The organism is Dyadobacter sp. CY345, assembly GCF_021502725.1.
In the GTDB taxonomy this organism is placed as follows: Bacteria; Bacteroidota; Bacteroidia; order Cytophagales; family Spirosomataceae; genus Dyadobacter.
Genome location: NZ_JAKFFS010000001.1, coordinates 1,745,342 through 1,761,799, shown reverse-complemented (window position 1 = coordinate 1,761,799; position 16,458 = coordinate 1,745,342). Strand labels below are relative to the sequence as shown.

At 41.3% G+C, this 16,458-nt stretch carries 15 protein-coding genes; 3 read left to right on the top strand and 12 right to left on the bottom strand.

Going from position 1 to position 16,458, the window contains the following annotated elements; genetic code table 11:
* Positions 1-106: 106 nt before the first annotated feature.
* The 4 genes from L0657_RS07390 to L0657_RS07375 form a co-directional block, all read right to left on the bottom strand.
* Positions 107-2,251 carry a molybdopterin cofactor-binding domain-containing protein gene (locus tag L0657_RS07390; RefSeq protein WP_235149824.1) on the bottom strand — a complete coding sequence of 715 codons (2,145 nt, stop codon included), beginning with the start codon at positions 2,249-2,251 and terminating at the stop codon, positions 107-109.
* Positions 2,252-2,253: 2 nt separating this feature from the next.
* A complete protein-coding gene (locus L0657_RS07385; protein WP_235149817.1) occupies positions 2,254-2,715 on the bottom strand; it encodes a (2Fe-2S)-binding protein in 462 nt (153 codons plus the stop codon).
* A 172-nt stretch (positions 2,716-2,887) separates the two neighbouring features.
* Entirely contained in the window at positions 2,888-4,048 is a 1,161-nt protein-coding gene (locus L0657_RS07380; protein ID WP_235149815.1) for a DUF3095 family protein, read from the bottom strand.
* A gap of 113 nt (positions 4,049-4,161) precedes the next feature.
* Entirely contained in the window at positions 4,162-5,022 is an 861-nt protein-coding gene (locus L0657_RS07375) for an AraC family transcriptional regulator (protein ID WP_235149809.1), read from the bottom strand.
* Positions 5,023-5,125: 103 nt separating this feature from the next.
* Between L0657_RS07375 and L0657_RS07370 the strand changes: the two genes are divergently transcribed.
* Positions 5,126-6,067: an NADP-dependent oxidoreductase gene (locus L0657_RS07370; protein WP_235149807.1), complete on the top strand. Its 942-nt coding sequence runs from the start codon at positions 5,126-5,128 to the stop codon at positions 6,065-6,067.
* Between the two features lie 80 nt (positions 6,068-6,147).
* On the opposite strand, the gene L0657_RS07365 is transcribed toward L0657_RS07370, so the two are convergent.
* The 6 genes from L0657_RS07365 to L0657_RS07340 form a co-directional block, all read right to left on the bottom strand.
* A complete protein-coding gene (locus tag L0657_RS07365; protein WP_235149804.1) occupies positions 6,148-6,882 on the bottom strand; it encodes a TlpA disulfide reductase family protein in 735 nt (244 codons plus the stop codon).
* A gap of 192 nt (positions 6,883-7,074) precedes the next feature.
* Positions 7,075-7,827, bottom strand: a complete 753-nt coding sequence (locus L0657_RS07360) for an SDR family oxidoreductase (RefSeq protein ID WP_235149802.1) — start codon at positions 7,825-7,827, stop codon at positions 7,075-7,077.
* A 72-nt stretch (positions 7,828-7,899) separates the two neighbouring features.
* On the bottom strand, positions 7,900-8,466 hold the full coding sequence (locus L0657_RS07355; RefSeq protein ID WP_235149801.1) for a TetR/AcrR family transcriptional regulator: 567 nt from the start codon (positions 8,464-8,466) through the stop codon (positions 7,900-7,902).
* Between the two features lie 202 nt (positions 8,467-8,668).
* Positions 8,669-9,700 carry an aldo/keto reductase gene (locus L0657_RS07350; RefSeq protein WP_235149799.1) on the bottom strand — a complete coding sequence of 344 codons (1,032 nt, stop codon included), beginning with the start codon at positions 9,698-9,700 and terminating at the stop codon, positions 8,669-8,671.
* Between the two features lie 125 nt (positions 9,701-9,825).
* Positions 9,826-11,352: a SulP family inorganic anion transporter gene (locus L0657_RS07345; protein ID WP_235149797.1), complete on the bottom strand. Its 1,527-nt coding sequence runs from the start codon at positions 11,350-11,352 to the stop codon at positions 9,826-9,828.
* A 114-nt stretch (positions 11,353-11,466) separates the two neighbouring features.
* The gene (locus L0657_RS07340) at positions 11,467-11,907 is read right to left on the bottom strand and encodes an N-acetyltransferase (RefSeq protein WP_235149795.1); all 441 of its coding nucleotides are present in this window, start codon (positions 11,905-11,907) and stop codon (positions 11,467-11,469) included.
* Positions 11,908-12,181: 274 nt separating this feature from the next.
* On the opposite strand from L0657_RS07340, the gene L0657_RS07335 reads away from it, so the two are divergent.
* Entirely contained in the window at positions 12,182-14,539 is a 2,358-nt protein-coding gene (locus L0657_RS07335) for a mechanosensitive ion channel family protein (protein WP_235149793.1), read from the top strand.
* Positions 14,540-14,551: 12 nt separating this feature from the next.
* On the opposite strand, the gene L0657_RS07330 is transcribed toward L0657_RS07335, so the two are convergent.
* Together L0657_RS07330 and ytxJ are read right to left on the bottom strand one after the other, a co-directional pair.
* On the bottom strand, positions 14,552-15,115 hold the full coding sequence (locus L0657_RS07330; protein ID WP_235149789.1) for a DUF4468 domain-containing protein: 564 nt from the start codon (positions 15,113-15,115) through the stop codon (positions 14,552-14,554).
* 43 nt (positions 15,116-15,158) lie between these two features.
* A complete protein-coding gene (gene ytxJ / locus L0657_RS07325) occupies positions 15,159-15,500 on the bottom strand; it encodes a bacillithiol system redox-active protein YtxJ (RefSeq protein ID WP_235149788.1) in 342 nt (113 codons plus the stop codon).
* Between the two features lie 343 nt (positions 15,501-15,843).
* On the opposite strand from ytxJ, the gene L0657_RS07320 reads away from it, so the two are divergent.
* Positions 15,844-16,452, top strand: coding sequence for a gluconate 2-dehydrogenase subunit 3 family protein (locus L0657_RS07320; RefSeq protein ID WP_235149784.1), 609 nt, complete (start codon positions 15,844-15,846; stop codon positions 16,450-16,452).
* The last annotated feature ends 6 nt before the right edge of the window (positions 16,453-16,458 follow it).

The window sequence follows — 16,458 nt, the reverse complement described above, 5'->3', positions numbered from 1 at the left end:
AAGCCACGAACTGTAACATTAAACTTCCGACGAGTAGCAAAAAACAAAAGGTTTCAGCTGATGAAAACTACACCAACCTGAAACCTGACGTTTAAGCGTTTTATAACTAAGAAATACTCTTGAACGCTTCCTCCTCAATAAACGGTTGATTACGTAATCTTTTCTTCGTTGCTTTATAAAAGGCATTGGCTGCCGCGGCACCGGCTGGCGGTAAAGCTGGCTCACCAAGTCCAGTCGGCGAAATGCCGTTGTCTACAAAATGCACATCAACTTCCGGAATTTCACTCATCCGGATTAGCCGGAATCCGTTGAAATTAGTCTGGTCTGGCGCTCCGTCTTTAAAAGTCATATTTCCATACATCGCGTGGCCAACACCATCCACAACGCCGCCCCGTACTTGCTGCAAAGAGCCGCTTTTATTGATGACGATACCACAATCAACCGCTGCAATCACATTTTTCAGAACCGGTTTTCCTTTTTCTACAACCACCTCTCCCACCTGGGCAACATAAGAACGGTGTGAAAAATAAACGCTGAAACCCTGATGAACACCTTTTTTCTTACCCCAGTTGCTTTTCTCAGCCGCCAGTTTGGTTACAGCGATCATCCGGTCGACATCATATTTCACTTCGCCAGCGGGAGATTTTTTCGCTTTTTCAAATAATTCCAGACGGAACTGGATCGGATCTTTCCCGGCCGCCTCTGCTACTTCGTCGAGAAAAGATTGTTCAGCATAAGCAAGGAAATTGGTAATCGGCGCACGCCATGGGCCAGTGGTTATCGGAGATTTATGTTCTACTGAATCAATCAATAAATTATCAACAGCGCCTGACGGGAAATTATCTTCCCGGGTTGGATTCCCGGAATTCATACCCACGCCCCGAAGTTTATAACCGATCATCTGGCCGGATTTATCCAATGCAGCCTCAAATCGGTAACGCACTGCCGGACGATAGGTTCCGCCGGTCATATCATCCTCGCGTGTCCAGACAACTTTTACGGGAGCTTTAACCATTTTGGAAACATGCGTTGCTTCGATTGCATAATCAGCAGACAGCCTCCGACCAAACCCACCACCTTGCCGGGTAATTTCAACCGTAACTTTTTCTGGCGGAAACCCAGTTATTTTCGCAGCTTCATTGCGGGCACGATCCGGCGTTTGTGTTGGTCCTACCAGCTCAACACCGTCTTCTCGAACATGCGCAAAAAAGTTCATCGGCTCCAAAGGGCTGTGCGGCAAAAACGGGCATTGATATTCGGCCGTTATCACCTTGGCTGCATTTTTAAACGCTTCCTCAACATTCCCGTTTTTCCTTCGAACGGTCGCCTCCCCATTTTCGAGCAGCTGTTTAAAAATACGGTTATGGTCTGCCGAACTTTCCAGATCAAATTCTTTTTCGTAATCTATTTTTAAAACCTCACGGGCCTTTTTCACCTGCCAGGTAGATTTCCCAACAACGGCAACGCTATTTCCGAATGTTACCACATCCACAATCCCCGGCATTTTTTTCGCCGCATCCGAATCCACGGATTTCAGTTTTAAGCCAAAAGCCTTTGGACGTTGGATTAACGCAAACAGCATACCTTCCCTGTAAAAATCCAGCCCAAAAAGCGGCTTTCCGGTAATGATATTTTTATTATCAACGTTCCGGACACTTTGTCCTATTAAGGTAAAACTTTTTTCGTCTTTTAGTTTTACTTCTTTGGGAATAGCAATTTTCGATGCCTCGTCTGCGAGCTCTCCGTAGGTTAAAGATTTACCGGACGATTTATGCAACACCTTACCTTTTTCTGTGGTAATTTCTGACGTCGGAACGTTCCAGCGCTTTGATGCAGCTTCTACCAAAAGATACCTCGCGGTTGCTCCCGCCTTGCGCAAACGCTCCCATGAATGAGGTACAGCTCCACTTCCGCCAGTCACCTGACGTTCATATTTATTGGTATCCAGATTTGCCTGAACCGTTTTCACAAGCGTCCAGTCAGCATCCAGCTCCTCAGCCACGATCATCGGAAATGCGGTTTTAATGCCTTGCCCGATCTCTGGATTAGGTGAAAATATTGTTATTATATTATCATTACCAATGGTAAGAAAACTGTTAAAATTTACAGCTCCGGCAGCTAACGCTTCCGGATTTACAATGCTTGGTAGTGCTGCCGCATTCGAACAGTTAAAACCTAAAAATAACCCTCCACCGGTTGCAGCAGCTATTTTCAGGAAGTTTCTCCTTGATGATTGTTCTACACTCTGCATGATTATTTAGTTTTGGAGGCTGCCGATTTCACTGCTTCTTTTATACGGTGGTATGTTCCACAGCGGCAAAGATTACCGCTCATCGTTTCGACAATCTGGGCGTCGGTCGGTTTAGGATTTTTTTTCAAAAATGCCGCGGCAGTCATGATCTGACCAGCCTGACAATAACCACATTGCGCTACGTCCACTTCCTCCCAGGCTTTCTGTACCGGATGGTCGCCTTTTTCAGATAATCCCTCGATGGTTGTTACCTTCGCTTTGCCTACTGCTGAAATCGGCAAGGCGCACGAACGTACGGGCTCTCCGTCCACATGCACAGTGCATGCGCCACACTGGGCGATTCCACAACCATACTTGGTCCCTACGAGGCCAAGATTGTCGCGCAATACCCACAAAAGCGGGGTATCTCCGTCGACATCCGCCTCATAGCTGCGGTTATTGATTTGTAATTTTAATAACGCCATGGTGAATTGTGTTTGTTATATTTATCAAAGCAGTTTTTAGCAAAAACTAATCAAAATCCGGAAGCCTTTTTTGAAATGGTATTAGAAATCAGAAGAACGAAACAATATGATTCTAAGATACATAAAAACAACAGTAAGAGCCAACGGAGTTAACTGAATATTATATGATCATTTAGCTATACCGATTTTTCAATTTCAAAACTCCCGCAGCTTTTGTATATCCGCCTTCTGCTCCGTCTACAAAATGGATATGTGCTTTATCAGCATCGGGAACGTAACAAGACATTACTGATTCTTTGCTTACGAATAAACCATACTTGATTTCACCTGCATTTTCCAGTTCATTGAGCTCTTTCTCCAGAGTGATCCGTTGTGCACCGGTACCTGATATAACGGTATTTATTCTTCCATCGATTACCAGTGTATCTGAAAAATCTACAATGCTGCTCAAATAGGTTTTCCCCTCCTTGGTTCTGAAATAATACCAGCCAAACCAGGTCATCAAAGTATTATACAGGCCGTAAATAAAGCGGTTATGCCCAAACTTAACTTTCATTTCAAGATCCATCCGGGACATCGTTCCTTTTAGTTTTAACCTTGCAACTGAAATCGGCTGGCGCTTTTGCGGAGTTCCGTAAATCTGGTCCAGGAGTTTTACAACTTTACTATATGCAATCCCCTGTTCCTTTTCGTTCATCGCGACGACCAGTAAACTGATTACTTCGTCATAGTTTTCAGGCGGCGCAATCCTGTCCCAACGGCACTGCATTCCTTCCAGATCAAGATTTTCTTCTTCTGATTTTATAATGGAAATCCGGTGATCTTCTCCTTTGATCAATTTTTCAGCAAACATTAACCCATCTCCCAAAACGATCGGAATAGTGAAAGTTGCCGAGCTTTTGAATTTGCTTAATTTCAGTTCATAACCTTGCTTGTAAACCTCATTAACAGGAACATACCCTACTCTGAGGTCAAGTTCAAAATTGCTAAAAGTATTTTCCTTGTGTATTAATAATGACTGAACAACCGCATTCAAAATGGATGAAGGAATGATGCAGGTCGCGCCGTCGCCGCCGAAGAAAAAAGGAATATTCAAGTGGTTTTTATAGGCAATATTAAGGACAGCTACAATGCATCCGGTAGCAATCAGATTCACGGTTTGATGCAAACCATTTTGTACAGCAAGCGTTGAATTTTTCACATCTGTAACCACAATAAACCAATCTTCGGGTACCTGGGAAAACAAATGATCAGCCACTAGTAAATCGCTCAGCGGACTTTCATTTATGGGCAAACCAGCATAAAATTGGTCGTTCGTATTGGTTATTGTCATGTGTCTTGCTTCCTGATTGTTGTACCAATTTACAAGGATTGAAGTAATGTTTTACCAATTTCAGCAAGTAAACATCAAGAAATTATTCCAACCCGGTTTCCAGAAATTCGTGATTATTCCAGGACCAATTGATTCTTCCTAAACTCCGTAGGACTCACACCTCTGTACTTTTTGAATAATTTATTCAAGTGACTTTCGTCAGTAAAACTCATTTCGGCTGCAATTTCTCCGATTCTCATTTCGCTGTGCAAAAGACGGTTTTCGACCATTTTCAATTTATAATTGATCACATATTGCTGCAATGTTTCTCCGGTCTGCTTTTTAAAATACTTGCCGAGGTAATGTTCAGAAACTCCAAAATGTTTGCTGATCAGCTCTGTTCTGATTTTCTCTGGTTCAAAGATATGCTGGTGAATATAATGCAGAATGTTAACTGCTCTTTCCTCCGTTCCCTGGTTAACCTGTTCCGGTAAAATTTTCGCAATATTTCTGGCAACAACAATAATCAGTGTGTTGACCAGCTGCTCAATCAGCTCACGATTATACAAATCTCTGTTGACATATTCCCTGAGGATGCTTTCAACCATCGGTTTTACAAGTGCCTTATCACCCGGCTGACGGAGAATGCAACCCGGTTGATGATTGGCATTTTGAAGAATAAATGCAAGTTTTTGAACACGTTCCGTTCTTGACGCACGGTCCGTATTGGCATAGCTGGATTTAATATAATCTTCGTTAAAGCGGATAAAACAAAATTTCGTGGTGGTAAGAACGTGGAAAGAATGGCAGTCTTCCGGCGTTATCAGAAACATATGCCCGGCATGATAATTAAACGTACTTTTATTGATACACTGTTTTCCGGTACCGAAAATGATGTAAACCAGTTCGAAGAAATTATGGCTGTGTCCATCTTTTGGACTATGGTCAAGCTCTTTAAAAAGAATCTCGAACGGCTGATATATGTTTTCTTTCATAACATCCGCAATTTACTGAATAATGGCAAATTTGTACCTGAATCTAGCGACGGTTACAGTATAATTTTGCATCAACAAAAATATTAAAATATCAGAAAATCTTATGAAAGCATTTGTTTTAGAAACCCCGGGAAGCGTAGAAAATCTGGTTATATCAGACATAGATATGCCAAAATTCGGCGAAAATGAAGTTTTGATCCAGGTAAAGGCTATCAGTATAAACCCCGTCGACGTCAAAACACGCCAGGGAAAAGGAATGTATGGCCGTTTGAAAGAGATAAGTCCATTGATCCTGGGCTGGGATATTTCAGGGGTCGTTGTTGAAACGGGTTCTGCGGTAACCGAATTTTTAGTTGGCGACGAAGTTTTTGGTATGGTTAATTTTCCCGGACATGGTCAGGCCTACGCGGAATATATTGCAGCACCCGCTTCACAACTGTCTATCAAACCGGCAGATATTTCACACGAGGAAGCCGCAGCTGCGACACTGGCCGCGCTAACCGCAATCCAGGCATTAACGACTCATGCAAATGTCAAGCCTGGTCAAAAAGTTTTAATTCATTCAGCTGCTGGTGGAGTTGGTCATTTTGCCGTCCAAATGGCTAAACATCTGGGCGCTTATGTCATCGGGACGTCTTCTGCGGCAAACAAAGATTTCGTTCTCTCACTTGGCGCAGATGAGCATATCGATTACCAAACGCAAAAGTTTGAAGAAGTTGTAAAAGACGCTGATTTTGTGCTAGATACGATTGGTGGTGATAATATGGACCGTTCATTAGAGACGATCAAACCAGGTGGAATGCTGATCACAATTCCCTCCGGTATGGCCGAGTCTATTACTGAAAAAGCGCAGGCGAAGGGCATCAATGGCTTTTTCTTCCTGGTAAGCTCAAATGGTGATGATATGAAGTCAGTTGCGGATCTTCTGTCAAAAGGAATTGTCAAAGCGCATGTTTCTCAAACTTTCCCTTTTGAGGAAATGGGCAATGCGCATTTACAGGTTGAGACAGGAAAAACCAAAGGCAAAGTTGTTGTTACTTTGTAACCACCCAATCATTCAGGATGTGTAGTACTATCACATCCTGATCTTTTTTAAAATTTAACTTTTCGAAGTATTGTAAACAATCAGCGCAACGAAAGCTCACTGATTTTATCGAATTCAGTATGCGGTGCCATTGCTCTTACGATTCCCTTTTTGTCGACAAGCACGAAAAATGGAGTTTCGGTCACTTTGTAGCGGTGGTTGAAACCGTATGAATTAGGTACTGGGACAAATCCGCAATTGCGTTTTGGAATAAATTTCCGGCATTCTTCATCTGTATTTATTGTTGTTCCAAGTGACACGATTTCGATGCCTTTGTCTTCGTTTTCCTGTATAAAATTGGAGATGATTTTAGTGCTTTCCCAGGTATACATCGGCTTTTCATACTTCACCCAAAATCCTAAAAGAATGTATTTGCCGCGAAGTTTTTCCGAATCGTAGGTTTTTCCATCCAGTCCCGTCATGACGAATGGCGGAAGCGGCTGGCCAATTTCAGGCATACCATCTTCGTCAACCGTCAGCGTTATACCTGTTTCAATTTCAGATTTTGTTTTAGGAATTAAGGCAAAAGAGGATGCTTTTCCGTATTTATCGAAAACCGGCTGCGTCCGGTATCTGCCTGGATTTTTTTTAAGCAATTCATCGTAGGCATTGTAGCTGATGCGTTTTCCTGTCGCCTGATTTACAATCACAGTTTCATCATTCATTACAAACTGCTGGTTCATTTTCCCTTTACTCCGCACGACCTGAGCCAGTGAAATATGACAAGTTCCGACAACTAAAATGAAAAGAAGCAACCCGATAAATCTGAAATTCATAGAAAATTATTTTTGATATATAACTGAATTGCCTGCTTCAATATTTCACAAGACATAAGTTTTTAGTTTGTGAAATTCTGAGTTAAGACAAAACAAGGCCTGGTTGAAAATAACCAAGCCTTGTGTATGTATAGGGTAATGTCTGCAAATAACAAAAAAACTTTACAACCGGAATATCAGATTCCTTTGTTTCTACCAGGGAATAATATCATCCAGATAGAAGAAGCCGCCCGTTGGGCCATCGGAAGGAATTGTTGCTAAGCGTACGCTGCTTTCAGCGCCATCCTCAGGGCTCAACGGAGCCGACGAGCCCCCCAGTTCTGTCTGCACCCAGCCAGGATGTACTGAGTTTACCTTGATCGCTGTATCTCTCAACTCGTATGCAAGATGTACAGTGAAGGCGTTTAATGCAGTTTTTGAGGTATTATAGGCAAACATTTGAATTGCATAAATTTGCGAAGTAGGATCCGAGTGAAGGTTTAAAGAACCTAATGTACTTGAAACATTAACGATACGACCCGCTTCCGATTTTCGGATCAGTGGCAAAAGTACCTGCGTACTAAAAACCTGAGCGAAAAAGTTTGCCTCCAAAGTGCCGCGAAGCGTCTCTTCCGAAACACCCGTTGTGGGGTTGCCAGTCGAAAAAGAAGAAACAGGATCTCCTTCCAGTGACACGCCAGCGTTGTTAACCAGGATATCAAGCTTACCGAATTTGTCTTCGAAGTAGTCATACGCCTTTGCATGATCTGCCTTATTTGTCACATCGAAGACAATCGAGTCTGCTTCTATTCCATCGGCCTTTAACTTATCAACGGCCTCCTTTCCGGAAACCTCGTTTCTTGAACCGATGACAGGAAAAATACCTAGTTTTCCCAATTTCTTAGCTGTTTCAAACCCAATTCCGCGATTGGCTCCGGTAATGAACGCTACTTTTTGTGTTGACATGATTTTTATGGTTGATGTAAATTAAAATTAGTTAATTACTTACTAATAAGTAAGTTAAAATAGCAAATTTTTTTAAGGTTTTAAGTCTTCTACTAATTGTTCTACGATTTCGTCATAATGGAGATTCCCTACAAGACGTGCGTGTTGCAATCCGCCCGCCAGGGCTGAGACAATCACTGCTGCTTTATGCTTCGGTTCTCCTTTAAAATGAAAAACGCCTTCTTCCCTACCCTCTCTAAGAAGTTCAACAAACCAGCCTTTTACCAGAACAAGATATTCAGACGCTGCGGCCTGCATGGATTCTGGTAATTCCTGATAGTCAGAGGCGCTTGCCCCAATCAGGCAAATTTTGTTGTTGCTTTCTAAATGTTTCCTGTAACTTTTGAAAAATGTGTCCAGCTGTTCCCATAGCCCGAGGCTAGAAATATTTGAAATCATTTTTTCAAAAGAGCCAATCGCAGTATTCAGGATTTCAAGTCCTAAACTTTCTTTACTTGGGAAATGATAATGCACCGCAGCATTTTTGATCCCCAATTGGGAAGAAATCTGCTGGTAACTTAAAGATGGATAACCAATCGATTCGACCAGATCTGTTCCCAGTTCCATGATTTTCTCTTTGGTATCTGTTCTTGCTTTCATTTTGTTATTAGTAATCGACGAGCCAAAGGTACTTACTTATAAGTAAGTAAACAAATTTTTAAGAAAATATTTTATCCAAAATTATTGACAGCGAATAAAGAAAAATCCTAGAACCGCCTTTAATACCACGTACGCACAAATTTTCACGAAAACTTATCAAAAAGTATTTGTGAAAATTTGTGCGTTCGTAGCATAAAACAGTTTAGTAAAATTTCGGAATTGGATTCAGGGTTGTGTTGCCGCGTTGATGCCAATAAGGATAAATAGGTGGCACTTCACTTGCTTCGTCCAGTTTTTTGATCTGCTCGGTCGTCAGATTCCAGCCGACAGAACCTAGATTTTGTCTTAGCTGCTCCTCATTTCTGGCACCGACGACGATATTAACAACCGTCGGGCGCTGCAAAAGCCAGTTCAAAGAAACCTGAGCTACTGATTTGCCTGTTTCCTCGGCTACTTCTTCCAACACATCAACAATGTTATAAAGCAGTTCATAATTCGTTTCAGGTCCGTGTGACCCGCCCTGGCTTAAACGGCTGCTTTCCGGATTCGGCTGATTTCTTTTGAATTTTCCACTTAACAAACCCGCAGAAAGCGGACTCCACACAATTGTCCCCACTTTTTGATCCAGTCCCAAAGGCATCAATTCCCACTCAAATTCTCTGTTTAACAAGGAATAATAAGCCTGATGTCCCACATATTTCGCCCACCCATATCGCTCAGAAACCGACAGCGATTTCATCAAATGCCATCCGGAAAAATTAGAACAGGCGATATAGCGCACTTTTCCACTGGTAACCAGATCATCCAGAGCGCGAAGTGTTTCTTCGACCGGAGTGTTTCCGTCGAAACCATGCATGTGATAAATATCTATATGATCAGTGTTCAGGCGTCGCAGACTCTCTTCGCAGGCATGAATTAAATGGAAGCGTGACGAACCATAATCATTTGGTCCGTCGCCGGTGGGAAATGTTGCTTTGGTAGAAATTAAAACCTGATTACGTAAACCACCCAGTGCTTTCCCCAGGATTTCCTCAGCCATACCTTTGGAATATCCGTCGGCCGTATCAAACAGATTTACGCCTTCTTCAAGACAAATATTGATAAGTCCTTTTGCTTCTTCTAACTGGGTTTCGCCCCATGCTTTAAAAAACTCGGTTCCACCTCCGAAAGTGGCAGTACCAAAACTTAAAACCGGAACCTTAATGCCGGAAGCACCTAATTGCCTGTATTCCATATTATCTGAATTTTATGATTAAAATTGAAAACAATTCCCAATTTGAATTGACGTAGAATCGGAGCGGATCTCCGTTCTTAACAGAATTGGAAAAGAACAATTTCTGTTCCAGACAAGATAGAAAATTATGGAATCTTATAAGTGGGATCTTCCATGATATTTACATCGATAATTGAATCTGCATTTTTCAGAAGCAGTCTGCAATCTTCGCTCAGGTGGCGAAGCTGCAATTTCTTGTTGGCCTTTTTATAACGTTCCGTCAATTTGTTAAGCGCTTCAATGCCACTCATATCAGCAATACGACTTTCTTTAAAATCAATAACCACAGTTTCGGGATCATTCGCTACGTCGAATTTTTCCGTAAAAGCCATTGTCGATCCAAAAAATAACGGACCAGATATTTCATAATATTTGACACCGTTTTCGTCAACGTATTTTCGAGCCCTGATTCTCTTTGCACTTTCCCATGCAAAAACAAGCGCAGAAATAATTACCCCAATCAGTACCGCCAACGCAAGATTGTGAAGCCAGATCGTGATGAGCGCGACAAGTATACCGACAAAAATATCCTTGTTTGGCATTTTGTTAATAATCTTGAAACTTCCCCATTCGAACGTGCCTATGGCAACCATAATCATGACGCCTGTCAGCGAAGCCATTGGAATTTTTTCTATAACCGGAGCTCCGAAAAGTATGACAATCAGGATCGTGCATGCCGCGATGATTCCGGACAGCCTCGCCCGGGCACCTGCGGAAATGTTAACAAACGTCTGCGCGATCATAGCACAACCGCCCATGCCAAAAAAGAAACCGTTCAGGATATTCGCACTTCCCTGCGCGATGCATTCTTTGTTTCCGTTTCCGCGGTTTCCAACCAGTTCGTCAACTAGATTTAAGGTTAATAAACTTTCTGTCAAACCGACTCCCGCCATGATCAGCGCATATGGAAAAATAATCTGGAGTGTTTCGAAATTAAAAGGCACAGCAGGGATATGAAAAGGTGGGAATCCTCCACTCACAGAAGCTATGTCACGAACCGTTCTGGTGTCAATATCAAAACCGAGAACCAGACCAAAAACCACGATAATAGCAACCAGCGACGCGGGAACGGCTTTTGTGATTTTTGGTAAAATCAGGACAATAGCGATCGTCAGCCCAACCAAGCCTGCCATAATGTAAAGCGGTGTTCCGATTAGCCAGGAAATCTGTCCATTGGAAACCGTTTTAAATTGCTCAAACTGTGATATGAATATAATTACGGCAAGTCCGTTGACAAACCCATACATTACCGGCTGCGGCACGAGCCGAATAAACTTTCCAAGCTTGAAAACGCCTACTAAAATCTGAAAAATTCCGGCCATTGCGACCGCTGCAAAAACGTATTCAATTCCGTTTGACTGCATCAGGGAAATCAAAACAATAACCGTGGCACCCGCACCACCGGAAACCATTCCGGGTCTGCCGCCGAAAACTGCCGTGACCAACCCCATAATAAAAGCGGCGTAAAGACCTGCCAATGGCGGAAGTCCGGCCAGAATAGCGAAAGAAAGCGACTCCGGCATCATCGTCATGGCGACTGTGAGACCGGCTAAGATTTCGTTTTTATAGTCTACTTTTTGTTTAAAATCAAATAAATTAAGGTACCCGGTCATTTTGCAGAATGAAGTTTTCTGCAAAATTAGAAATTAAGCCGGCATACCTTTTAATTTTTTGTGGAATCCAGGGCTTCATTGGCATATCAGAAAATTTGATTAGCAAACCAAGAGTTATTTTCGTCGCATCAAAAATAATGGGTACCCAAAATCCAGTTGATTGTAAATCTCAAATCCTGCTTTCTGATACCATGACAAATTTTTCTCAGTAGATGTTTCGAGATAAATAGGGCGGTTCATTTGATTGGCATCATGGATGATTTCCGTCAGAAGTTTCTTTCCCAAACCTTGATTCTGATTTTCGGGAGCAACGCCGATAAACCATAAATAATAGATCTCCGAAGATGGATAGTTTTGCTCGATCAACTTTTCCCGTGTTAGAATTTTTGAAATATTACTAATCCCGGCAGATTTCGTGATCAGATTTATATCGAGCAAGACGGATCTAAAATTTGTCCTTTTACGATCCGGAAATGAAATAAGCGCGCAAGCTTTTTTATCGTCAGACAGGTAAATTTGGCCAAAAAGTTTGCAATAGTCAAAAGAATACTCCATCAACGCTTCTATTCTTTTTGTTTAAATCCATCCTGCTTGATGATGTAATTTACGCTCCTGTTTTCCAAAAAAGCAGCAGTCAAAATCTTCACTACTAAATCTTTATTCGCTGCGGTTGCCTTGATCATAATCTTAAAAATCACTGAATAGAAATACTTCAAAACGCGATATTAAAATTACAGATATTGGAGACAAAAACGCTTAATTGCAATAACTAACCGTATCAGGCATGTTATTTGCAGGTTGGCCGCATCTGTTAATTTTAAAAATTGATATGAAGAAATTCATTATATCTAAATATTTCAAATCTAATCAGCGCTTCTGTACTGCATTATTTTTCCTGCTAATTATATCCTGTGAAGTAGTTTGGGGGCAAAATAAACCAATTGCCGTCGATTCCAGTGTCGTTATTCCCGATACGTTATTGTTTCGTTTGGAGAAATATCAGGCAGCAATAACTCAGATGAACGGTGCCAATAAAAAAGGCTATGATGGTCCAAACATCAGGCACGATCTGAACCAGATTCAAAGAAACGTTGCTCAGATTGATTCTGCGATGCAGTTAAATAAAACAATTCCTGATAATAAAACACTTTTGAATTATCGGTTGATGCTCACCGACGCCCAGACAAAAACGGCCATGTGGCGAAAATCCCTTTCGAAATATAATGCTGAATTGCAACGTATGTCGGAGGAGATTATTCAGTTTGGGAGAGATTCACTGCTGATGGTTGATGTCGGCGACACTACGCAGCGAAAACTGTACAAAGCGCAAATTGATGATCTAAGAGTCCGCCTGCAAAACACCGGAAAGGTTACTGTCGCAAATCTTGATACCGTCAGCAGGCTGCTTGCTGATGCATCCACAATTTATTTTAAAACCATTGACTTACAAACCGTAGTAGATGATTATGTGAGGGAATCTGGAAGGAACGTTTTGAGCAAGGAATATAATTACCTCTGGAACGCGCCGAAAACCAACAATTCTGACAACATCGGAACATTAGTTAAAACTTCGTACCTCGGTCAGGACAAAATTTTACGCTACTTCTTCAACTCTACCTGGGATAACCGGATTTTTTTATTGATCATGTGCGCCGTATTTTTCTGGTGGGTCTATATCAATTTCCGGCTGGCGTCTCAGCCAAAACTTGCGGCCGATATCGGAGAATTAAAGTTTAGTTACATAGCCAGAATTCCGCTACTCTCCACTCTTGTTGTATTATTCAACCTTACCCCACTTTTCGAACCTGATTCTCCTTCCATCTATATCGAGCTGAACCAGTTTCTTTTGCTGATAACACTAAGCATATTTTTATATCGACGGTTACCTAAAAGTCAATTACGCGTTTGGTTCACAATTTTAGGCTTGTACGTACTGGTTATCTTCACAAACGCATTCGTCAATGAATCGCTTCTGCTACGTTCTTTATTGATTCTTTTGAACGCCATATCCATTTATTTTGGTATCTGGCTTTATCGCAAGATGCAGGAAGCCAAATTCCATAAAAGGTTTATAAAGCCAGTGGTGGTCATCTATGTTATACTTAATATTTTAGCCATTATGTTGAATGCATTTGGAAGAATTAGTCTGGCCAAATCATTTCACTTAACCGCGATCAGCGGATTGGTCCAGATTTTAAGTCTGGCCGTTTTTGTGCAGATTGTTGCAGAAGCGATGGAATTACAAATCCGGGTAAGCTCCTGCTCGGGAGGCATTTTCTCACGAATCAATGTGGCCAGCAGCCGATCCAAGTTTCGAAAAATGCTTTCATTCATTTCAGTTTTGTTATGGATTCTGGTGTTCGCGATCAATCTGAATATCATCGACGCCATTCAGAATCTGTTGCAGGAACTGCTCTTAAAACCCCGTACTTTTGGAAATATTACTTTCTCGTTAGGTAACATCCTATTTTTCGCGGTCATACTTTATCTATCTAATATTCTCCAAAAAAATATAGGAATTTTATTTGGAGAATCTGACAGCAGTTTCGGTAGCAGCGTGGTGGAGAAAAATTCAAAACTTGCACTGATCCGTCTGGTCATCATTATTATAGGATTTCTTTTTGCTATCACAGCGTCCGGCGTTCCGCTTGACAAAATAACGGTTTTGATTGGTGCGCTGGGTGTCGGGATTGGACTTGGTCTGCAAAATATTATCAACAACTTCGTTTCAGGAATTATCCTGATTTTTGAAAAACCTTTTAATATTGGAGATTATATTGAACTGGCTGACAAGAAGGGAAAAGTGCTTGATATTGGTATCAGATCCAGCAAAATGCTGACTTCCCAGGGTTCTCGGGTAATCATTCCAAATGGCGATTTACTTTCGGGAAGGCTGACAAATTACACTCAGAAAAATTCCCAGCTTAAAAGCGAGATTGTTTTTAAGGTAAACGTAGAATCTGATCTTGACCTTGTGAAAAAGTTAGTAACCGAAACAATCGCTAAGTCGGAAGATATTATAAAAAATGCACCAAGTCAGATTCTTTTCAACAGTATTGGTGCAGATAATGTTGAGTTAAAAATTCTGGTGTGGGTAAAAAGCGTTTATGTAGAACCGGTTTTCAAAAGTTATGTGCTCGAAACGCTTTACCGGAGTTTTAAAGAAAACAATATCAAAGTGATGTGAAAATCGCCTTGATCAATTTTCCGATTCAGCCAGCATCATTTGTTTCAGCGAAGCTAATAAGCCGTAAACTGCGTTGTTGACGCTGTTGTTATCAGATTTCATTTCATTCAGCTCATTCTCAGCCAAAGCTTTTTGCTTACGGTTGGACTCTGTTTTGACCAGAACCGACTTTTCCTGAATTTCGTCATTTTGCCTTTTTCCAAGGCGTTTGATTGTCTGGCTTTTGGCAATGCCTTCCAGATCTGTCATCAAGACAGAATATTTATTATCCTGACAATCAATGGTTATCGTTAAACGAAGATATTCATACGCCGCACTCGATATGGGCGCGTAGGTATTAAGCACCAATTTGCCATTTGACCGGTCTTCGGTAACCACAGCATTTTCATAGTTCCCGAAAGTTTTGACAACCCACTTTTGCGCATTCGTAAAAAGTACATCTCTGGTGTGCTGCACTGCGCCAACGTCAGAATAAACAGCGTTATTCTTGCTGTCCAGAGGCAAAATGCCTTCCTGCCCAAAACTCAAATAATTAACCGAAGTAAGTAACAGGAAGGCAACCAATATTCTTTTCACGCGCAAAAAGTTAGTGTGGGAAACTGAACAGAAATGATAAATACTATGCTTCTGTCAAAGCGTTTATTTTTTTAACAATATCCTTTAAAACGATGCTTTCGTGGGAAATATTAAAAATACACTCACCGTCTTTCACGATTAAGACCTGAGGTGATTCGTGTTTTACAGAAAAGGTTTTAGCGATCAGGCCAGAAACTTCGCGATCCTGAATCACGTCCACGATGTGGAATGGAATACTGTAATCTGACTCCGCACCTGATTTCATATTTCTGAAAGCCATTAGGCTTGTCATGCAGCGCGGGCTATGTTTATAAATTAGGGAATATTCGTTGGTCTTAAAAAGTTCTTGAACGTCTGCTTCTGATTTTACTGATTTCCAGTTCATGCTTAAAAATTCTAATTTCTAATTTGGTTAACAAAGTAACAACAAATAACTGCCGTTTGCAGTTTAAAAATATTATAAATAAATACAAAAACTGCATCAAAAACACACTGCAACGGCTTTTTTATTACCCAATTCCATCTCGCAGACAGAGTCTTTAAATTCACTCAGTATTTCGAACAAAAGATTTTCTTTAAGTATCAGGACCACAGATGAGTATCTGACGGTCAACCGTTTCAGGTTATTTTCAAATACATATCTAACGTTTTCTGGTTGACAAATTGACGATTCAGCCATTTTGTATTTGTTCTGATAAACACGATACTGAAATATAAATTTATAACTGATGAAAAGAAGAGATGCCATAAAAAGTGTTGCGCTCATGCTTGGAGGGACATTTTCTGCGCCGACACTGCTGGCTATGAATCGGTGGCAGAATCCTGAAACAAGCCTGACCCTAACTGCTGATTTTGTATTGACAGACAATCAGAAACTGATCATTGCAGAAGTTGCTGAAATCATCATTCCCAAAACCAGCACGCCCGGTGCGAAGGATGTTGGTGTGCCTGCGTTCATTGTGATGATGCTTAAAGATTGTTATAAAACACCTGAACAGGCCAGCTTTTTGGAAGGTATCAAAAATCTGGAACAAAAAGATTTTCTTGCCCTTACCGCTTCTCAGAAAACTGAGACGCTAAAACAAGTGGAAAGTGACACTGTTGACCAAATGAAGGCGTATCAGGTGCAGCAAACCAAGATGGGTGATAATGAAGACCGTGAACAGATGTCAGCCCAGGCTAAGGGTGTGCCCTATTGGCGTCTGATGAAAGAACTTACCATGTTGGGGTATTTTACTTCGGAAGAAGGAATAAAATCATCTTTTGACTATGTACCGATTCCTGGAAAACTGGAAATGATCAAGTTGAAACCCAATCAGAAATCTTTCGCCTACTAACGTCAG